The 19,057-nt window shown below is 70.9% G+C and carries 20 protein-coding genes and 7 tRNA genes; 18 read left to right on the top strand and 9 right to left on the bottom strand.

Translation table 11 applies throughout. The features are described 5' to 3' along the window. The first annotated feature begins 138 nt into the window (after positions 1-138). The 4 genes from ACGFR9_RS16130 to ACGFR9_RS16145 all read left to right on the top strand — a co-directional run bounded on the left by ACGFR9_RS16130 (position 139) and on the right by ACGFR9_RS16145 (position 2,414). Complete coding sequence (locus tag ACGFR9_RS16130; protein WP_393208155.1) at positions 139-414, top strand: hypothetical protein; 276 nt, start codon at positions 139-141, stop codon at positions 412-414. 198 nt (positions 415-612) lie between these two features. Beyond that, positions 613-768 carry a hypothetical protein gene (locus ACGFR9_RS16135; RefSeq protein WP_393208158.1) on the top strand — a complete coding sequence of 52 codons (156 nt, stop codon included), beginning with the start codon at positions 613-615 and terminating at the stop codon, positions 766-768. Between the two features lie 345 nt (positions 769-1,113). Beyond that, entirely contained in the window at positions 1,114-2,037 is a 924-nt protein-coding gene (locus ACGFR9_RS16140; RefSeq protein WP_393208161.1) for a phosphotransferase family protein, read from the top strand. 101 nt (positions 2,038-2,138) lie between these two features. Next, positions 2,139-2,414, top strand: coding sequence for a zf-TFIIB domain-containing protein (locus ACGFR9_RS16145; protein ID WP_037893571.1), 276 nt, complete (start codon positions 2,139-2,141; stop codon positions 2,412-2,414). Positions 2,415-2,465: 51 nt separating this feature from the next. On the opposite strand, the gene ACGFR9_RS16150 is transcribed toward ACGFR9_RS16145, so the two are convergent. The 5 genes from ACGFR9_RS16150 to ACGFR9_RS16170 all read right to left on the bottom strand — a co-directional run bounded on the left by ACGFR9_RS16150 (position 2,466) and on the right by ACGFR9_RS16170 (position 2,943). Further along, positions 2,466-2,537, bottom strand: a tRNA-Val gene (locus ACGFR9_RS16150). A 44-nt stretch (positions 2,538-2,581) separates the two neighbouring features. Beyond that, positions 2,582-2,653: transfer RNA gene (locus ACGFR9_RS16155), tRNA-Val, on the bottom strand. Between the two features lie 33 nt (positions 2,654-2,686). Further along, positions 2,687-2,758 (bottom strand) — tRNA-Val (locus ACGFR9_RS16160). 1 nt (position 2,759) lies between these two features. Then, positions 2,760-2,833, bottom strand: a tRNA-Cys gene (locus ACGFR9_RS16165). 37 nt (positions 2,834-2,870) lie between these two features. Beyond that, positions 2,871-2,943 (bottom strand) — tRNA-Gly (locus ACGFR9_RS16170). Positions 2,944-3,097: 154 nt separating this feature from the next. Between ACGFR9_RS16170 and ACGFR9_RS16175 the strand changes: the two genes are divergently transcribed. The 3 genes from ACGFR9_RS16175 (at position 3,098) to ACGFR9_RS16185 (ending at position 5,856) form a co-directional block, all read left to right on the top strand. Continuing rightward, positions 3,098-4,150, top strand: coding sequence for a chorismate-binding protein (locus ACGFR9_RS16175; protein ID WP_393208164.1), 1,053 nt, complete (start codon positions 3,098-3,100; stop codon positions 4,148-4,150). Beyond that, positions 4,147-4,968: an aminotransferase class IV gene (locus ACGFR9_RS16180; RefSeq protein WP_393208167.1), complete on the top strand. Its 822-nt coding sequence runs from the start codon at positions 4,147-4,149 to the stop codon at positions 4,966-4,968. The genes ACGFR9_RS16175 and ACGFR9_RS16180 overlap by 4 nt, the downstream gene beginning before the upstream one ends. A gap of 63 nt (positions 4,969-5,031) precedes the next feature. Beyond that, a complete protein-coding gene (locus ACGFR9_RS16185) occupies positions 5,032-5,856 on the top strand; it encodes a GNAT family N-acetyltransferase (protein ID WP_393208170.1) in 825 nt (274 codons plus the stop codon). 465 nt (positions 5,857-6,321) lie between these two features. Here ACGFR9_RS16185 and ACGFR9_RS16190 read toward each other — a convergent pair whose 3' ends face one another. Then, entirely contained in the window at positions 6,322-6,843 is a 522-nt protein-coding gene (locus tag ACGFR9_RS16190; RefSeq protein WP_393208173.1) for a DsbA family protein, read from the bottom strand. 676 nt (positions 6,844-7,519) lie between these two features. On the opposite strand from ACGFR9_RS16190, the gene ACGFR9_RS16195 reads away from it, so the two are divergent. Together ACGFR9_RS16195 and ACGFR9_RS16200 are read left to right on the top strand one after the other, a co-directional pair. Then, positions 7,520-7,963, top strand: coding sequence for a hypothetical protein (locus ACGFR9_RS16195; protein WP_393208176.1), 444 nt, complete (start codon positions 7,520-7,522; stop codon positions 7,961-7,963). 155 nt (positions 7,964-8,118) lie between these two features. After that, positions 8,119-8,292, top strand: coding sequence for a hypothetical protein (locus ACGFR9_RS16200; protein ID WP_311645464.1), 174 nt, complete (start codon positions 8,119-8,121; stop codon positions 8,290-8,292). Between the two features lie 74 nt (positions 8,293-8,366). Here ACGFR9_RS16200 and ACGFR9_RS16205 read toward each other — a convergent pair whose 3' ends face one another. Both ACGFR9_RS16205 and ACGFR9_RS16210 read right to left on the bottom strand, forming a co-directional pair. Continuing rightward, positions 8,367-8,927, bottom strand: coding sequence for a CGNR zinc finger domain-containing protein (locus ACGFR9_RS16205; protein ID WP_393208179.1), 561 nt, complete (start codon positions 8,925-8,927; stop codon positions 8,367-8,369). Between the two features lie 557 nt (positions 8,928-9,484). Next, a complete protein-coding gene (locus tag ACGFR9_RS16210; protein WP_004002642.1) occupies positions 9,485-9,898 on the bottom strand; it encodes an SsgA family sporulation/cell division regulator in 414 nt (137 codons plus the stop codon). Positions 9,899-10,089: 191 nt separating this feature from the next. On the opposite strand from ACGFR9_RS16210, the gene ACGFR9_RS16215 reads away from it, so the two are divergent. The 9 genes from ACGFR9_RS16215 (at position 10,090) to ACGFR9_RS16255 (ending at position 18,246) form a co-directional block, all read left to right on the top strand. Then, positions 10,090-10,554: a TIGR02611 family protein gene (locus ACGFR9_RS16215; protein WP_393208183.1), complete on the top strand. Its 465-nt coding sequence runs from the start codon at positions 10,090-10,092 to the stop codon at positions 10,552-10,554. A 79-nt stretch (positions 10,555-10,633) separates the two neighbouring features. Beyond that, positions 10,634-10,705, top strand: a tRNA-Val gene (locus ACGFR9_RS16220). A 365-nt stretch (positions 10,706-11,070) separates the two neighbouring features. Continuing rightward, positions 11,071-12,360, top strand: a complete 1,290-nt coding sequence (locus ACGFR9_RS16225; protein ID WP_393208185.1) for an ABC transporter substrate-binding protein — start codon at positions 11,071-11,073, stop codon at positions 12,358-12,360. Between the two features lie 14 nt (positions 12,361-12,374). Then, positions 12,375-13,331, top strand: coding sequence for a carbohydrate ABC transporter permease (locus tag ACGFR9_RS16230; RefSeq protein ID WP_393208188.1), 957 nt, complete (start codon positions 12,375-12,377; stop codon positions 13,329-13,331). Next, positions 13,328-14,206, top strand: a complete 879-nt coding sequence (locus ACGFR9_RS16235; protein ID WP_393208191.1) for a carbohydrate ABC transporter permease — start codon at positions 13,328-13,330, stop codon at positions 14,204-14,206. Before ACGFR9_RS16230 ends, ACGFR9_RS16235 begins: the two co-directional genes overlap by 4 nt. A gap of 10 nt (positions 14,207-14,216) precedes the next feature. Then, positions 14,217-14,816: a hypothetical protein gene (locus tag ACGFR9_RS16240; RefSeq protein ID WP_393208194.1), complete on the top strand. Its 600-nt coding sequence runs from the start codon at positions 14,217-14,219 to the stop codon at positions 14,814-14,816. Between the two features lie 100 nt (positions 14,817-14,916). Continuing rightward, positions 14,917-17,649, top strand: a complete 2,733-nt coding sequence (locus ACGFR9_RS16245; RefSeq protein ID WP_393208197.1) for a Tat pathway signal sequence domain protein — start codon at positions 14,917-14,919, stop codon at positions 17,647-17,649. Positions 17,650-17,685: 36 nt separating this feature from the next. Further along, on the top strand, positions 17,686-18,135 hold the full coding sequence (locus tag ACGFR9_RS16250) for an SRPBCC family protein (protein ID WP_311645361.1): 450 nt from the start codon (positions 17,686-17,688) through the stop codon (positions 18,133-18,135). A 39-nt stretch (positions 18,136-18,174) separates the two neighbouring features. After that, positions 18,175-18,246: transfer RNA gene (locus ACGFR9_RS16255), tRNA-Val, on the top strand. Between the two features lie 59 nt (positions 18,247-18,305). Here ACGFR9_RS16255 and ACGFR9_RS16260 read toward each other — a convergent pair. Beyond that, positions 18,306-19,031: a 3'-5' exonuclease gene (locus ACGFR9_RS16260; RefSeq protein ID WP_393208201.1), complete on the bottom strand. Its 726-nt coding sequence runs from the start codon at positions 19,029-19,031 to the stop codon at positions 18,306-18,308. Positions 19,032-19,057: the final 26 nt, after the last annotated feature.

A 19,057-nucleotide genomic window follows, 5' to 3' on the forward strand; every position in this document is an offset into this window, starting at 1 on the left:
CAGAGGCCGCGCCCTCTCGGAGCGGTGGATTGTCAGTGGTGGGTGGGACACTTGAAGAGTGGTCAGGGAGCGCGCGGGCGGGCCTGGTCCGTGCGGCTGGTGATCCCAACCACCCGACGGTGAAGGGGGATTGATCGCGTGAAGGGTGACCGGGTGGAGATCGTCGTGGACGCGGGGGACACGACGCGTACGTACGAGGTGGTGGCGAGCAGGGCGGGGCGCCGGGTGGAGACCGCGGTGCGCCGGGGGGTGGTGGAAGTGAGCGAAGTCACCCGAACCGGGGCTGTGGTGCGGACCGCCCGGTTCATGGCGAACCGGGTGCTCGCGCTGGTGGAGCAGCCGGTGCCGCGGGAGGACGGCTCGGAGAAAGCGGGGCAGAGCGGGCGGCCCTTCGGGGATGTCCCTGAGGTGTAGGAGTCCGTCTCCACCCAGGGGAGTACGCGGTGGGAGAGCGCTCATCCTCCGGGAGGCCCGGCAATCGGTACGAGGGCATGACGTCGGGGGAGGGCATGGCGCCTAGATTTGAGGTCAAGCGGCGGGTGCAGCACTCGTCCCCCGAGGTCAGACGCCCGCCGCTGTCAGAGACAACAGAAACGGCCGGGGAGAGGGACCATGGCGTACACGCGGGAAAGCGGCGACGGGCGTCGCCATCCGCTGGTGGCGACGCTGATGGCCCTGCCCCTGGCGGTCCTGCTCCTCCTCGTCTTCGACGGGTGGGAGACGGTGGCCATACAGGCGTCGTCCGTGGGCGAGATGCTGGGGCGCTGAACAGCGACCCCAGGCCCGGATGAGCGGTCCGGGCGGGGACATCCACCCATGAAACCCCGTGGGGACGGGGGTGCGGCGGACGGCAAAATGCCGGCGCAGCTGGGGAGCTGCGCCGGCATTGCTCTGCCCACACACCGCCGTCCTCCGCGGGCAGTCGTGCCGCTGGGGCGGCACGGGTGGGCGCGACGGCACCCCGCCGGCGCCGGGCTGCGCAACTCACCCCCGGACCACATCAAACGCACCACACCGCAGGGGTGGGCGACGGCAACCCCGGCCCACACCAACGCCCCGCACCCCCACCACCGCCGGCCCCGGCAAAACGCGAAGCCCCCGTACCCTCACCCCGTGACCCCGGACCTCCTCCCCGCCCTGACCGCTCACCTCAAGGCGACCGCCCACGCAAGCGACCGCACCTGCCATTGCCCCACCACCACCCTCGCCGCCCGCGAAGACGCCACCGTCGTACGTCACGCCGACACCGTCGCCAAGGCCCACGCCCTCGACGCCGACCCCACCGAGCTGACCCGCCGTCTCACCGTGGCCACCCGACTCCCCGGCACCCTCCTCCCCCCACTCGCCCCGACCCCTACAGAGCTGCGCGGACGTCTCGTCACTTTCTGGCCGTACGGCACCCCCGTGGACCCGGACGACCCCGACGCCGCCCCCTGGGAAGCCGCGGCGACCCTCCTCGCCCACCTCCACCGCACCCCCGCCCCCACCGCCGTACCGCCCATGCGGGGCCCCGCCAAGGCCGCCCGCGCCATCGAACTCCTCCGCACCACCGCCCCCCACCACCCCGCCACCACCCCCGTCCTCGACGCCTGGTCCGCCCTGCCGCCCTGGGCCCGCGACGAGGCCCCCATGCCGGACGCCACCACCCTCTGCCACGGCGACTTCCATCTCGGCCAGCTCATACGCCACCCCGAGCACAACGGCTGGCTGCTCATCGACGTCGACGACCTCGGCACCGGCGTACCGGAGTGGGATCTGGCCCGCCCGGCCGCCTGGTACGCCTGCGGACTGCTCGCCCCCGACGAGTGGCACCGCTTCCTGACCGCCTACCGTGCCGCCGGCGGCCCGGCCGTACCGCCCGACGGCGACCCCTGGACCGCCCTCGACGTCCCGGCGCGCGCCCTCACGGCCCAGACCGCCGCCCGCTCCGTCACCAAGGCCGTCGCGGCCGGCCGGCCCCTGGACGAGGTGGAGCGCTCACTGGTCGACGCCTGCGCGCGCATGGGTTCCGTAAGCCTTTCGTCCCCGGCGAGTTGAGCGGAGGTTTCCCGAAGTAGGGTGCAACCGACCCGCAGCCGGACAGAGTCTGTCCTGGCGATACGCGAAGCAGGAACGACCGGCTAGGAGTTGAACCGATCATGCAGTGTCCGAAGTGCCATGCCCCGATGCACACCTACAACCGCAACGGTGTCCAGATCGAGCAGTGCAGCGGGTGCCGCGGCATCTTCCTCGACTACGGCGAGCTGGAGTCGCTGACCCGGCTCGAGGCCCAGTGGTCGCAGCCCGCCCCGCCGGTGCCGCCCGCCCCCCAGGCGTACCCGGCCGCGCCGGCCCCCGCCTGGGGCGCCCCGCACGGCGGCCACCACGGCCATCACCGCCAGAAGGGCTTCGGACGGATGCTCTTCTCCAGCTGACGTCGGACACGACGAAGCCCCCGGTCGCGGGACCGGGGGCTTCGGGCGGTGTGGACGATACTGGGATTGAACCAGTGACCTCTTCCGTGTCAGGGAAGCGCTCTCCCGCTGAGCTAATCGTCCTCGGGAACCACGATCACTCCATGGAGTCAATCTTGGGCACTGCGTGCGCGATACTGGGATTGAACCAGTGACCTCTTCCGTGTCAGGGAAGCGCTCTCCCGCTGAGCTAATCGCGCGGGGATCCGGAGATCCGGGATCCGAAGATCCAGTGGACGATACTGGGATTGAACCAGTGACCTCTTCCGTGTCAGGGAAGCGCTCTCCCGCTGAGCTAATCGTCCTTGGAGGTGGAGACGGGATTTGAACCCGTGTAGACGGCTTTGCAGGCCGTTGCCTCGCCTCTCGGCCACTCCACCAGGAGTGCGGGGAACCCGGAAGCCCCCTCTTCCTTCGAGCGGACGACGAGGTTCGAACTCGCGACCTCAACCTTGGCAAGGTTGCGCTCTACCAACTGAGCTACGTCCGCCTGTCGTTTCGGTTGGCTTGCGCGTCCCGGCGACGAAGTGAACTCTAGCGGATTCCCGGGCCAGGACAAAAACCCGTTTGTGCAGCGTGCTGCGCTGCGCCCGCTCACCGAGGTGCCCGGGCGGCCGGAACCGCGCCCGCCATAGACTCGGCATGTGCTGGACCTGCCCCCTCTCGCCCGCTTCGGCGACCGCGTCGCCACCGGTCTCCTCGACGTCACCGACGACCCCGCCGCCCTGGACTCCACGGGATTCTGGGCCGTCGCCGCCGACTTCGAGGGGCGGCTGACCTGCGCCCGCTTCCGTGAGGTCCGGGAACAGGCGGTCCCCGCCCCGGTGCCCGGGGCCTGGCAGGGGCCCGCGGTCCGTGACTGGACGTCCTCGCTGGAGCACGGTGCGTACACGGCGGCCGTACGCCGCGTCCGTGAGCAGATAGCCGCCGGCGAGGTCTATCAGGCGAACCTCTGCCGCGTCCTGTCCGCGCCCGTACCGGCGGGCGCCGACGTGGACGCCCTCACCGCCCTGCTCTCCCGGGGCAACCCGGCGCCGTATGCCGGAACGATTCGTCTGCCCGCGTACGGCGTGGAGATCGCCACCGCGTCTCCCGAACTGTTCCTGCGCCGGCGGGGCCGTGTCGTCGAGTCCGGGCCGATCAAGGGCACCGGGCGCACCGAGGCCGACCTGCTGGAGAAGGACTACGCCGAGAACGTGATGATCGTCGACCTGGTCCGCAACGACATCGGACAGGTCTGCGCCACCGGCACCGTGACCGTGCCCGACCTGTGCGCCGTCGAGAAGCACCCCGGTCTCGTCCACCTCGTGTCGACCGTGCGCGGCGAGCTGCGGGACGGTGGCGGCTGGCCCGCGCTGCTGGATGCCGCCTTCCCGCCCGGCTCCGTGACCGGCGCGCCCAAGTCCAGCGCACTGCGGATCATCGACGCGCTGGAGACGGCGCCCCGCGGCCCCTACTGCGGCGGGATCGGCTGGGTCGACGCCGACCGCGGCACCGGGGTGCTCGCGGTCGGCATCCGCACCTTCTGGATCGACCGGACCCCGGGCGGCGACGCCGTCCTTCGGTTCGGCACCGGCGCCGGCATCACCTGGGGCTCCGACCCCGAGGGGGAGTGGCGGGAGACCGAGCTGAAGGCCTCCCGGCTGCTCGCGGTAGCGTCGGGAACGTACGAGATGAACGAAGGGACCCAGAGGTGAAGATCTGGCTCGACGGCGGGCTGCAGGACGCCGAGTCCGCCCGTGTCTCCGTCTTCGACCACGGACTGACCGTGGGCGACGGCGTCTTCGAGACGGTGAAGGCGGTGGACGGACGCCCGTTCGCGCTCACCCGGCATCTCGACCGGCTGACCCGGTCGGCCCGCGGGCTCGGCCTGCCCGACCCCGATCTCGACGAGGTCCGCCGCGCCTGCGCCGCCGTCCTGGAGGCCAACCCGATGCCGCTCAGCCGGCTGCGCCTCACCTACACCGGCGGCCACGGTCCGCTCGGCTCCGACCGCGGAGACCACGGACCGACCCTCGTGGTCGCCCTCGGCGAGACCATCCGCCGCCCCGACACCACGGCCGTCGTCACCGTGCCCTGGACCCGCAACGAACGCGGCGCGCTCACCGGCCTGAAGACCACCTCGTACGCCGAGAACGTCGTCGCCCTCGCCCGTGCGCGCGAGCGGGGCGCGTCGGAGGCGCTGTTCGGCAACACCGTCGGCGCGCTCTGCGAGGGCACCGGGTCGAACGTCTTCGTCGTCCTCGACGGCGAACTCCACACCCCGCCGCCGGCCTCCGGGTGTCTCGCCGGCATCACCCGCGCCCTCGCCGTCGAGTGGACCGGCGCCAAGGAGACCGACCTGCCGCTGGACGTCCTGGAGCGGGCCGAGGAGGTCTTCCTCACCTCCACGCTGCGCGACGTCCAGGCCGTGCACCGCGTCGACGACCGCGAACTGCCCGGCGCCCCCGGCCCGGTGACCGCCAAGGCCATGCGGATCTTCGAGGAACGCTCCGGCGCGGACCTGGATCCGTGACGGGCCCGGAATTCGGCCGGCCCGGAGCGCGGACGGCAGGGGCGGGCGGGTAGAACACCCTCGATGACCACCACCCTGCGGCCGGCCGAGCCGCTTCAGCAGAACCCCGACGGCACGCGTTCACGCCACTACCAGGTGTGCGTCAACAGCCGTCCCGTCGGGGCGATCCACCTCGGTACACATCCCGTCTTCGGCGGCGCCGTGGCCCGGATCATGCGCCTGCGCATCGAGGAGCCGGACCGACGGCGAGGCCGGGGCACGGTGGCCGCCCTCGCCGCCGAGGAGGTGGCACGCGGCTGGGGCTGCCGCCGTATCGAGTCCACGGTCCCCGCCGATCCGCGGGCCGCCCTCGCGCTCGCCACGGCACTGGGGTACGTCGTACGCAACCGGAACATGGAGAAGCCCCTCGGGGAAGCCCCGCCCGTACTGCCGGACGGCAGCGCGCTCCGGCCCATGACCGACGCCGAGTTCGGGCCCTGGCTGGCCAAGGGGCAGGAGGACTACGCGGGGGACTGGATACGGCGCGGGGTGCCGGAGGCCGAGGCGCGGGCCAAGGCGGCGGCGGACCATGCCGCGCTGCTGCCCGACGGCCGCGCCACCGAGGGCATGCTCCTCAGCGTCCTCGAACACGAGGGCACTCCCGTCGGCACCCTGTGGCTGTCGGTGCGCGGGGAGCGGGCCTATGTCTTCGACGTCGAGACCGCCGCCGGCCATCGCGGCCGGGGTCATGGACGTACGCTCATGCTGCTCGCCGAGGCCCAGTCGGCGGCGTCCGGCAACCGCCGCATCGGCCTCAACGTATTCGCCGGCAACACCCCGGCCGAACGCCTCTACGACTCCCTCGGCTACACCACGACCCAGTACTCGATGTACAAACCGCTGCTCTGAGGGCGGACGGTCCCGAGTTCCGGCCGGCAACGCCTCTGCTCACGGGGTACTCACGGGGGATGTCGTCGCCGCTGCCCCTTCCGGCCGTGCGCCGCCGGTGACAGGGACGCCGGCCACGCTCCCGTGAGCCGACCGGCGCCGCGACGTGTGCCGTCTGCTCCATGAGAAGCCCGGTGGCGACGACCCCTCCGGGTGCGCGGCTCACGCGGCTCCTCGGCCCGGGAGCGGTTCCGGGCAGCCCCTGGGGCATGCGCGGCGGATCATGCCGGAGACGCGGGGTCCGGCACGCCCATCTGCCGCGTCGTCGTCGGTCGCCGACTTCCCCCACGCTCGACTTCGCTCGCGCGGGAGCCAGCCCCATCGCGTCGCCCCCTCCTCCGCCTCGCGGCTGCGCGCACCGGACCCCGCTCACCCGAACCGCGAAGGTGCCGCCCGTCCCTTCCGACGTGATCCGCCGGGCAGCCCCTAACCCCGCTCGGCCAGCAGCCCGTCCGCGATCTCCTCGACCCGCTCGCGCAGGCCCTCCTGGCTCTTGCCGCCGTCGAGGCGCTCGCCGCCGATGACGTACGTCGGGGTGCCGGTCACCCCGATCGCCTTGCCCTCGGCCTGGTCCGCGTCCACGATCAGGATGTGCCGCCCGTCGATCAACGCGGTGTCGAACTCCTCGGCGTCCAGACCGAGTTCCCGGGCGACCTCGACGAGCAGGGATTCGCCCAGGCGGTCCAGCTCCTCGACCCGGTTCAGTACGGCCTCGACGTACGGCCACCCCTGCCCCTGCTCCAGTGCCTCTTCGGCGGCCTGGGCGGCGGCGAACGCGTGCTTGTGCTTCTCCAGCGGGAAGTGCCGCAGTCGCAGCTCCAGACGGTCCCCGTAGCGGGCCCGCAGGGCGCGGAGGTCGTCGAGGGCGCTTCGGCAGTCGGGACACTGCAGCTCGCACCAGACGTCGAGGACGGGGGCGGCGGGGCGGGCGGGGGAGGAGTCGCTCATGCCCCCAGTCTTCCAGCCGATCTCCCGGACCACCCAATCGCACCTGCGCAGACACCGGATCACGAGAGCCCACCGGCGTCCGCCACGTCCGCGCATACCCCACGGGGGCCGGGAACGCGGCCCGCCCAGGACCGGAGACCGCGGCCCCGGCGGCGAGTACCGGTACCCGGGCAGGGACGGTGGGCCGTGGCGGGGAGTTCGGTGCGAGGGCTCTGCTGCCGGGGCCGTCGAGGGCGGGCCCCGTGGGGCCCTCCGGTACGGAAGCGGCGGCTGAGGGGGTGTCCGCGGCAGGGAGCGTGGACGGCCGGGCTGGGGCGAGCCGGTGGCGGGGAGCTCGCTGCCGGGGGTCGGGTCCGCTTCGGGGGCGTGGTCTTAGGGGGCCGGGGGCGTGGCCGGACCGGGACCGAGACGGGGGCATGGGGGCGGCAGCCCGGCGGGGAGCGACGGCATCCGGGGGCCGGGGTGGTCGCGGCTCGTGATGGGGGAGCGCCGGTGCCGGGTGGTACGAACCTGCCGGTCACCGGGGGCATCGGCCGCGGCCGCCGTCGCCCCTGCGGAGGAGTGGTGACCCGGAGATGTCCCTGATGTCCGGGCGGAGCATGGCCCGCCGGGGGGTCGCAGGTGCAGGATGGAGGGGACGACGTGCCATGTGATCGCACCCTGCCTGGAGGACCGGATGATTGCCGAGACCGTATGCTCCGCCGTCTCCGTGGCCGGCCTGGGCATCGCGGCTGTCACGGCCTACCGCAAGCGCTTCCTCGCGGCAGCCCGCATCGCCGCCTACTCGCTCGTCCCCATCGGCCTGGTGATGACCGGCGTCGTGGACTGGCTGGCCGACACCGCGTTCAGCCCGACGGCATGGGCCGGCTTCGGAGTGCTGGGCCTCTCCTGGGTGCTGTTCGCGACCACCCGCACCGTGGAGCGCAGGCGCGGTGGCGGCACCCGCAAGGAGCGCAAGGCGGCCCGTGCCGCGGCGCGACCCGAGGCGGTCGCGCCCGGGGCCTCCGCGCCCTCCCTGGGCCAGGGCTCCCGCCCGGCCGCCCGCCCCGCACCCGCCGCCCCCCGGGGCGACGAGGACTTCAGCGACATCGAGGCCATCCTGAAGAAGCACGGCATATGACCGCGGCGTACCGCCGCCGAAGAGAGGCGCGTGACCGGCGGAAACGCCACAGTGCGTCCCGTACCGCCCGGAAGTGATCACAAGCCGCACCGTAGATCACGGAATCGGCGAACCGGCATTCACTCCGTGAGCGTTGATCGCGTAGGGCGCTCCCGATGCGTCATCATCGCGGCGAGATGCTGGACACGACACAGAGCGATGCCACGCAGCAGCAGGACGAGCCGCGCGGATGCCTCTTCGCCCTTTCCCAGCCACCGCTGATGATCTTCCTTGCGGTGATCGGGTGTCTGCTGCTCACGGCTGCCCTGCACGACCTGCTGTGGCTGTGAGCCGTACCCGCGGTACCCGGCGTCACCCGTCGGGACCGCGTCGGCACGGCATCGAACCCGCCCGCGAGGGAGGGTCAGCCCGCCGCCTCCTTGCGCCGCGCCCGGTACGCGGCCACGTGCAGACGGTTTCCGCAGGTGCGGCTGTCGCAGTAGCGGCGCGAGCGGTTGCGGGAGAGGTCGACGAAGGCGTGCCGGCAGTCCGGCGCCTCACAGCGCCGCAGCCGCTCCTGCTCCCCGGCGACCACGAAGAACGCCAGCGCCATCCCGCAGTCGGCGGCCAGATGGTCGGCCACGGAGGCGCCGGGCGCGAAGTAGTGCACATGCCAGTCGTAGCCGTCGTGGTCGGTGAGCCGGGGCGTGGTGCCCGCGGCCGCGATCAGCTCGTTGATCAGCGTGGCGGCGGCACGGGCGTCCGGAGCGGCGAAGACCGAGGCGAACCGGCCGCGGATCCTGCGCACCGCGGTCAGGTCGAACTCCGTGAGCACCCCGACCTCGCTCACCTCGTGCTGCCGCACGAACTCCTTCAGCGCCGCGACGTCCGGCAGCCCCTCCGGTGTCGTGTCGTCCTCCGGTGCGGAGTTCACCAGATCCACCACGGTGTCCAGTGCGCACCGGGTGTCGTGGGTGATCAGCACAGTCAGCTCCCTGGCCTGGGGTCGGGCGGGCGCCCGCCGGTGACGGCCGATGGTAGTGCTCCGGCGCACCCCGCACCTCACCCGCTCCGCACATGGCTTCGATTCCAACGCCGGAACCCCCGCCGACGTTCCCGATCACCCGATCGGCTCAGTGCCGGTCCGGCGATCGGGCCGGAGCAGTCCGACGGCGCCCTGTGGTCCCGGTGAGGAGTGCCTGGTGGGGGCGGGGGAGAGCGTCGGCGGGCTGGGCCCTCGCGTGCGAGCGCGGCAGAGCCGGCCCGATGACGACGCCGATCGAGGGCGACACACCCGCCCTCCGGGCGGCGGGGGAGGATCCGCCGGGCTCCGCCTCGGCGTCATGATCCGCCGGGCCGGCGCCTGTCCTAGCCGGGGCCCGGGGCCCCGCCCTCGTCGGACACAGCGCAACGGCGCCGCCCGCGGAACCCCGCGGTGTCGGCGCCGTTGTGTGTGAGCCGTGTGCGGCACTCCGCAGGCGGCTGTCCGGGCCCGCGCCGTCTCCCCGAGTGGACGGCGCCGGGCGGCTTGGTGGGCCTCGCCTAGCTTTCCGCCAGGATGTGCGAGAGCTCCTGGTCGAGGTCGAAGTGCCGATGTTCCGTGCCGGGCGGCACGGCGGCGTCTGTGCGCTTCAGGAAGGACTCCAGAGCCCTTGCCGGGGCCTCCAGCAGGGCCTCCCCCTCCGGTGAGCTCAGGGCGATGCAGACGACGCCCTGACCGTGACTGCGCGACGGCCAGACGCGGACGTCGCCGGTGCCGGTGGGACGGTGAAGCCCCTCGGCGAGGAGGTCGCGGGCGAACACCCACTCGACGGTCTCCTCGGCTCCGGTGTGGAAGGTGGCGTGCACGGCGTAGGGGTCGGCCGTGTCGTACCGCAGGCCTGCGGGGACAGGCAGGGAGGACTCGCTCGACACAACGAGGCGCAGGTGCAGCTCGCAGCTGACCGTGGTGTTCATAAGCGCCAGGGCCTTTCGCTCAGTGTGCGCTCGGGGATTCGCACGTCGGCGAAATCGACATGCCACCTACGGTGCCGTTGTAAACCCCTCTGAGTGTTTTGCGTGCGTTTACGTAACTCTTCCGGCCGAAAGATCGTTCGCGCTCATCACCCATTCCGGTGGTGTCTTTCGCTCCGGTAGTGTTTGGGCGTATGAACACGGGGAGTGACAAGCCTGGCGAGGCCGCCGTCGCGGCCCACGGGGCGACGGCGGCCGACGGCGACGGCGAGGGCCAGGCCGAGCGGGGGCTCGGTTCCAGGGCACCGGAATTCGTCAAAGCGCGCCGCGCACTGCATCTGAGCTGGCAGGTCGGGGTCTTCATCGTCGGCCTGGCGGTCGTGGTGGCGGGCATCATCATGCTGCCCCTGCCCGGGCCGGGCTGGGTCGTGATATTCGGTGGCATGGCGATCTGGGCCACCGAGTTCGTCTGGGCCCAGCTGGTGCTGCGCTGGACCAAGCGAAAGGTCACCGAGGCGGCGCAGCGCGCGCTGGATCCCAGAGTGCGGCGCCGGAACATCATCCTGACCTCCATCGGGGTGGTGATCATCGGGGTGCTGGCCGGGATCTACCTGTGGAAGTTCGGCCTCGAGATGCCCTGGAAGATCAAGGACCAGTGAGCGGCGGAGAGGGTCGTCCGGCCCGGCTCCCGCTGGTCACGGGCACCCCCTGACATGGGGTAATGTTCTCCCTGCGTCCGGGCGATTAGCTCAGTGGGAGAGCGCTTCGTTCACACCGAAGAGGTCACTGGTTCGAACCCAGTATCGCCCACCGGATCATCAGGCGGCCCGGCTCACCATGAGTGAGCCGGGCCGCTTCGTCGTGTCGCGGAGCGAGCGGCTCCCGCGCGTCCGGGGCTTCCGCTTCCGCTCCCCTTCATCCAACCGTGACCTTCCGGCGCGGTCCCTCCCGCCGCCCCGAAGCTGTTCGGCCCGTCGGTCGCAGGGGTGTCACCTGGGCGTTTGCGGCCGGCCTCCGGCCGCGGTCCGCGACCCCGGCCGCCATCGCCCCGCAGAGCCGCAGATGAATTCCTGTCCGAATCATTGACGTGCCCGGAGGCCCTCCGTAACTTGTGCCAGCAAGCGCTTACTTGAAACGATTCATGAGGCGGACGCGAACGTCGCGGGGAGGCTCATATGCAGCAGGGTGGCAATGTGGAGAGGCGGACGATCCTCAAAGCGGCGGGGGCCTCGCTCGCCGTCGCGGGAATCGGTGCGACGGCCACCGCGTGCGGCGGCGACAGCGGTTCGGGGGACGGGACGGTCGAACTCCGTTACGCGTGGTGGGGCGGCGAGCCGCGCACCATCGCCATCAAGAAGACGATCGCGCTCTTCGAGAAGAAGTTCCCGAAGATCAGGATCAAGCCCGAATTCACCGATTACGAAGCGTTCTGGGAGAAGTTCCAGACCCAGGCCTCCGGTGGAAATCCCCCGGACGTTTTCCAGAATGCGGTCGGCTTCCTGCGTAAGTACGACAAGCGCGGTGTTCTGTTGGACCTCAAGACCCAGGCGGACGCCGGGAATCTGAGCCTGGACAACTTCCGCAACGGCGTGCTGGCCAACGGTCAGGTCGACGGCAAGCAGATAGCCGTCCCCGTCGGCGCCAACACCATGGCGCTCGTCATCGACCTCAAGGCCTTCGAGAAGGCCGGTGTGGAGGCGAGGTTCGGCTGGACCTGGGACGAGTACTTCGCCGCGCTGCAGACCATCCAGGACAAGCTGAGGATCGCCGGTGACACCGGCTACTTCAGCATCATGTACCTCTACGACCTCTACCTCCGGCAGAACGGCAAGGCCTTCTTCACCGACAGCGATCTCGGCTTCACCGAGGACGATCTGACGCAGTGGTGGGAGGACGGCTACAAGCGAGTGAAGTCCGGGCTGGTCGCCGACCCCAAGAAGGTCGAACAGGCCAAGCCCAAGTCCGCGCTCTCGGCGGGCCTCGCCGCGTCCGAGTTCACCTGGGACAACTTCTCCATCCGCTACGAGGGCGAGGGCGAGTCGGACTACGGTCTCGCTCCCATCCCCACCACAAACGGCAAGGACACCGGCCAGTACCTCGGCTCGCTGATGCTGAGCGCCTTCTCCGGGACCAAGCACCCCAAGGAAGTCGCCCAGTTCATCGACTTCATGGTCCACGACCCCGATGTCGGCGAGATCATGGGCTACGACCGCGGCATCCTCGCCACCACCGAGCAGTACGACGCGTTCAAGCCCGCCGACGCCAACAACAAGGGTGTCGCCGCCTACGAGGACGAGGTCGCGAAGGCAGGCGTCCTCGGCAAGATCACCCCGCACCCGTCGGGCGCCGACGTCATCGAGGCGGCGTTCCTGCGCATCGGCGGCGAGGTCGCCCAGGGCAAGACCAAGCCGGCCGACGCCGCCAAGGCACTGTTCAGCGAGGCCAAGGCCGCGTTCGCCGGCTGAGGGGACGTACGACCATGACGCTCGTCAAGGAAGCGCCCGCGCGCCCGGCCGGGAAGCGGCCCGCCGCTCCCGCCGCCGGGCGGCGCGGGCGACGCCGCGAGAATCTCGCCGGCTATCTCTTCATGTCGCCGTGGATCGCGGGCTTCCTGCTGCTCACGGCGGGCCCGATGATCGCGTCGCTGTACTACGCGTTCACCAGCTACAACCTGTTCACGCCGCCCCGGTGGACCGGCCTGGACAACTTCACGACGATGTTCCAGGACCCGCGCTGGCAGAAGTCGGTCGAGGTCACCCTCAAGTACGTCGTCGTGGCGACCCCGCTCAAACTGCTGCTCGCGCTCGGTGTGGCGCTGCTGCTCGCGCAGCGGCGACGCGGACAGGGCCTGTACCGGGCCGCCTTCTACATGCCCTCGCTCATCGGCGCCAGCGTCTCCGTCGGCTTCGTGTGGCGGGCGCTGTTCTCCGACGACGCCGTCGTGGACCGTACGCAGAAGATCTTCGGCCTCGACGTGGGCGGCTGGATCGGCAACCCCGACTACGTCATCTACGCCCTGGTGGCCCTGAGCATCTGGCAGTTCGGCGCGCCCATGGTCATCTTCCTGGCCGGCCTCAAGCAGGTCCCGCAGGAACTGTACGAGGCCGCCGAGATGGACGGTGCGGGACCGCTGCGCAGATTCTGGAACGTCACCCTGCCGATGATCTCCCCGGTGCTGTTCTTCAACGTGCTGCTGGAGTCCATCCACGCGTTCCAGGTGTTCGGCTCCGCCTATGTCGTCTCCGACACCCGGTGCGGGCCCGCCGACGCCACGCTCGTCTACACCTGTTACCTGTACCAGAAGGGCTTCAAGGAGGCCCAGATGGGCTTCGCCTCCGCGATGGCCTGGACGCTGGTGATCGCGGTGGCGCTCGTCACGGCGGTCCTGTTCTGGTCGCAGAAGAAGTGGGTGCACTACGAGGAGGCCGCCAAGTGACCAGTGCCACCACCAGCCCCGCCCTGTCCGTCGCGAAGGGGCGGCGGCGTTACGGATCGCTCGTCTGGCACGTGGGCGCGCTCGCCGTCCTCGCGGTCGTCCTCTACCCCGTGATGTGGGTGATCGGCGCCTCGTTCAAGCCGAGCAAGGACATCATCGCCAGCCTCGACCTGCTGCCCACCGCGCCGGTCTGGGAGAACTTCTCCGGGCTCGCCGACGGCATCTCCGGCATCTCCATCGGCAGCTTCTTCTGGAACTCGCTGATGTACGCGGTCCTCGCCGTGATCGGTGTGGTGCTCTCCAGCTCGCTGACCGCGTACGCCTTCGCCAAGATCCGGTTCGCCGGGCGGAACCTGCTCTTCACCCTGATGATCGGCACGCTGCTGCTGCCGTACCACGTCCTGCTCATCCCGCAGTACGTGCTCTTCCGCAACCTCGAGCTCACCGACACCCTGGTGCCGCTGGTCGCGGGCAAGTTCCTGGCCACCGAGGCCTTCTTCGTCTTCCTGATGGTGCAGTTCATGCGCGGACTGCCGAGGGAACTGGACGAGGCCGCGAAGCTCGACGGCTGCGGCCATCTGCGCACCTACTGGTCGATCGTGCTGCCGCTGAGCCGGCCCGCCGTCATCACCAGCGCCATCTTCACCTTCATCAACGCCTGGAACGACTTCATGGGGCCGCTGATCTACCTCAACACCCCCGAGAAGTACACGGTTTCCCTCGGTCTGATGATGTTCCGCGACCAGGAGGGCGTCTCCAACTACGGCAGCATGATCGCGATGTCGCTGGTGGCGCTGGTACCGGTCGTCGCCTTCTTCATGGCCTTCCAGCGCTATCTCATCGACGGGATGGCGACCTCCGGACTGAAGGGCTGAGGCGGTCACCATGGCGCAAGCACGCGTGAAGGCCCGTGCCCCGCGCAGGGAACCGGTGTTCGGCGAGCGCTTCTCGGTGTTCGCCGAGTGCCTGCTCACCGGCGTGTGGATCGCCGTCGCCTGCCTCGGCGTCGTCACCTACCCGGCCGCGTTCGCCGCCGGCGCACGGCACCTGCGGCGTCGTACCACCCATCAGGGCGGTGGCCTGCGGGAGTTCGCCGCCGACTTCCGTACGGCCGGGCGCGGCGGGTGGGCCGTCGGGCTCGCCGGGTGGGCGGTGGCGGCCGCGGTCTGGGTGGACGTCCTCGCCGTCCGGGCCGGGCTGCCCGGCGGGCCGCTCGTCGGGACCGTCGGTGTCTTCGCGCTGATCGGGGCCGTCGTGGCCCTGCTGCGGGCGGCCGCCGCCTGGACGCCCGGCGCGTCCTGGCGGCCGCTGCTCGCGGAGGCCGGGCGGCGGACCGTACTCGATCCCGCCGGATCCTTCCTGGTCGTCTGCGGACTGGGCGTGGTGGTCCTGTCCGCCTGGTTCGTCCCGCCGCTGGCGGTCCCCGTCCTCGGGGCCGTCGCGGCGGCGGCCGTCGCCGTGGAGGAGCGGTACCGGCAGCGCTGAGCGGCGGTACCCGTATCCCGAGGCCGGCGCTCCGGCGCCGCACCTATGTCTGTCATGCCCTTGACATCCCCATGCATCACCGCGATGGAAAGGAAAGGCCATGTCCCCCGTCCCCCGCAGAGCCCTGCTCAAGGCGGCAGCCGTCGCCGGCGCCGCCGCCCAGTTCAGCTGGGCCCTCGGCACCCAGAACGCCGCCGCCGCACCCCGCGCGGAAGCCGCCGCCGACCCGGTCACCCTGAACTGGCTGGAGGACGGCGGCCTCGGAGCGGCCCCCGGCTCCACCGTCGGCGTGCCCTGGCCCAAGGGCGTCCACCAGGACGACCAGACCTTCGCCCTGACCGACGCCGACGGAAGATCCGTACCCGTCCAGTCCTGGCCCCTCGCCCACTGGCCCGACGGCTCCCTCAAGTGGACCGCCCACGCCGTGAGTTCGGGCTCCGGCAAGCTCACCCTGACCGCCGGGGCGCCCACCGCGCCCGAGAAGAAGGTCACCGTCGACAGACACGGCGGCACCATCGACGTATCGACCGGGGTCATCACCGCCAGGATCGGCACGTCCGGCACCACCATCGTCAAGTCCGTCCGGCGCGGCACCACCGAGATCGCCAGGAACGGCCGCCTCGTCGTCCTGCGCCAGCCCGAGGTCGAGGACGGCGACCAGACGACCGTCAGGACCGAACGCTTCGAGGGCGCCATCTCCGACGTCACCGTGGAACAGGACGGCCCCGTCCGCGCGGTCGTCCGCGTCGACGGGAAGCACCGCCGGGGCCACCACGGCCTGCTGCCGTTCTCCGTCCGCCTCTACTTCTACGCCGGCGCCGACTCCTTCCGCATGGTGCACACCATCACCTACGACGGAAAGCAGGAACCCGGCAAGGCGAGCGGCGACTTCCTGCGCGGCATCGGCGTCCGCTTCACCGTCCCCATGCGCGACGAGTCCTACGACCGCCACATCCGCCTCGGCGGCGAAGGCACCGGACTGCTCCGCGAGGCCGTCAAGGGCATCACCGGACTGCGCCGCGACCCCGGAGCCGCCGTACAGGCCGCCCAGTTCGCCGGCGGGAGACTGCCCGACCCCGCCACCTGGGACCAGCGCGTCACCACCCGCCTCCAGTACATCCCCGAATGGGGTGACTACACCCTCTCCCAGCTCTCCGCCGACGGCTTCACCCTGCGCAAACGCACCAAGAAGGGGTACGGCTGGATCGGCGCCGGCGGCGGCCGGCGTGCCTCCGGCTTCGGCTACGTCGGCGGAGCCGGCGGCGGCCTCTCCTTCGGCCTGCGCGACTTCTGGGAGAAGCACCCCGCCCAGCTCGACATCCGCGACGCCCAGACCGACGAGGCCGAGGTCACCCTCTGGCTCTGGTCACCCGAGGCCCAGCCCATGGACCTGCGCTTCTACCACGACGGCATGGGCCAGGACACCTTCCCCGAACAGCTCGAGGGCCTCAACATCACCTACGAGGACTACGAGCCCGGATTCGGCACCCCCTACGGAATCGCCCGCACCTCCGAACTCCTCTTCTGGGCCAACGCGTCCACCCCCACAGCCGACGAACTCGCCCAACAGATCGAAGCCGTACGCGTCCTCCCACAGCTCGCCGCCCCACCGAAGCAGCTCATCGGCGCCAAGGTCTTCGGCCCCGGCCTGTACGCCGAACCCGACCGCTCCACCCCCGCCAAGGCCAAGATCGAGGACCACCTCGACTTCCTCTTCACCTACTACAAGGACCAGGTGGAGCAACGCCGCTGGTACGGCTTCTGGGACTACGGCGACATCATGCACACCTACGACACCGTCCGGCACCAGTGGCGGTACGACGTCGGCGGCTACGCCTGGGACAACTCCGAACTCTCGCCCGACCTGTGGCTCTGGTACGCCTACCTGCGCTCCGGCCGCGCCGACATCTTCCGCTTCGCCGAGTCCATGACCCGTCACACCGGCGAGGTCGACGTCTACCACATCGGCGAATGGGCCGGCCTCGGCACCCGGCACGGCGTCCAGCACTACGCCGACAGCGCCAAACAGCAGCGCATCGCCAACACCACCTACCGCCGCTACTACTACTTCCTCACCGCCGACGAACGCGTCGGCGACCTCATGCACGCCAACGTCGACTCCGACGAGACCTTCCTCGCCCTCGACCCGCTGCGCAAGATCCGCACCGAGCCCTACACGCCCGACCCGGGCGCCCTGTCCATCGGCTTCGGCACCGACTGGAGCGGACTGGTCTCCGCCTGGCTCACCGAATGGGAACGCAAGGGCCCCAAGTGGGAGAAGGCCAGGGCCCGCGTGCTCTCCACCATGGAGACCATCGCCGCCCAGCCCAACGGCTTCGTCCAGGGCAGCGGCCTGTACGACCTCGACACCGGCAGATTCGCCGTCGCCGACACCCCCAAGGTGGAGGTGTCCCATCTGTCCGCCGTCTTCGGTCTCAACGAACTGTGCGCCGAACTCATCGACCTCGTCGACATGCCGGAGTTCGAGGAGGCCTACTACGACTACTGCCGCTACTTCAACGCCGGCAAGACCGAACAGGCCGAGCGCTACGGCGCCGACTTCGGCAGCCTGATCCTCTTCCAGGGCCACTCCCGCCTCGACGCCTACGCCGCCGTACGCACCGGCGACCGGAAACTGGCCGAGCGGGCCTGGCAGAAGTTCTACGACTCCGACGGTTACAAGGAATCGGCACCCTGGAAGACCGAGAGGATCAGCGGCCCCACCGCCCTCGTCGCCGGCGGTGAGGCCACCTGGGTCTCCACCAACGACACCGCCCTCTACGGCCTCGCCGCCATCGAACTGCTGTCACTCCTCGGGGACCGCATGCCGTAGACGCACACAACGGGCGCGGACGGGAACACTGCGACCATGGACTGGAACCATTACCGCTTCCGCAGTCTGTGGACCCTGTCCGCGCCCGCCCCCGTGGTCTTCCACGTCCTGGGGCGGATCGAGGACTACCCGCTGTGGTGGCCCCAGGTACGCGACGTCACCCGGCTCGACGACACCAGCGGCATCGTCACCATCCGCTCCCTCCTGCCCTACGACCTCACCTCGACCGTGCGCGAGGGGCGCCGCGACCCGGACACCGGCATCCTCGAGGTCGGCCTGTCCGGCGACATCGACGGCTGGGCCCGCTGGACCGTCACCCGCCTCGGCGCCGACCGCGCTCTCGCCCACTACGAGCAGGAGGTCGACGTCCGCAAACGTCTCCTGCGCCTGCTCGCCGTACCCGCCCGCCCGATCCTCCGCGCCAACCACACTTTGATGATGCGAGCCGGAGAGCGAGGTCTCGCCGCCCACCTGGAAGCGGTTTGAAGGAAGCCTCCCCGGACCTGTATTGTTCAGTCCGTTCCCGGGCGATTAGCTCAGTGGGAGAGCGCTTCGTTCACACCGAAGAGGTCACTGGTTCGAACCCAGTATCGCCCACCGGGAAAAGCCGGTCCGTCCCCGACGGACCGGCTTTCTTGCACCCTCGAAGCCACCGCTCACGCCGCCGCCGGCAGCTCCGGACGCAGCGGCCACGCCGGATCCACCTCCTCGTCCGCGCCCGTGCGCGCGAACCACGTCTGCGGCCCCCGCGCCTGCGCCGCATGCCACACCGCCTGCAACGCGTGCAGCTCCCCGGGGGTGAGCCGCTCCAGCCGGGACGCGAAACGCCGCCCCACCGCCCGGGTCACCTCCAGCGCCGCCACCGCGGCCGCCGCCGCGTCATGCGCCCCCTCCAACGCCACGCCGTAGTGCGCGCACAGATCCGACAGCGTGCGCCCGCCCTTGCGATAACGGTCCAGATGCCTGTCCAGCACCCACGGATCCAGCACCAGCAGCGGCCTCCGGTCCAGCCAGCGATCCAGCGACGACGCCCGATGCCGGCGCAACTCCCGGTCCAGCAACGTCAGATCGAACGGCGCGTTCATCACCACCAGCGGCCGCCCCACCGCCGCCTGCTCGGCCAGCGCCTGAGCCATCTCGTACATCACCGGCGCGGGCCAGCGGCCGTTGTGCTGCAGATGCTCCTCCGTCAGACCGTGCACCTCGGTCGACCCGGCCGGCACCGGCACCCCCGGATTCACCAGCCAGCGGGTCACCCTCGGCCGCGCACCCGGCGCGTCCTGCACGACGAGCGCGGCCGACACGATCCGGTCGCTCTCGACGTCCACACCCGTCGTCTCCGTGTCGAAAGCGGCCAGCGGCCCCTCGTACCAGCACGCCATACCCACCAACCCCTCACTCGCCAGAG

The sequence above is a fragment of the Streptomyces sp. NPDC048584 genome (genome assembly GCF_043199595.1).
GTDB classification, from domain to species: Bacteria; Actinomycetota; Actinomycetes; order Streptomycetales; family Streptomycetaceae; genus Streptomyces; species Streptomyces edwardsiae.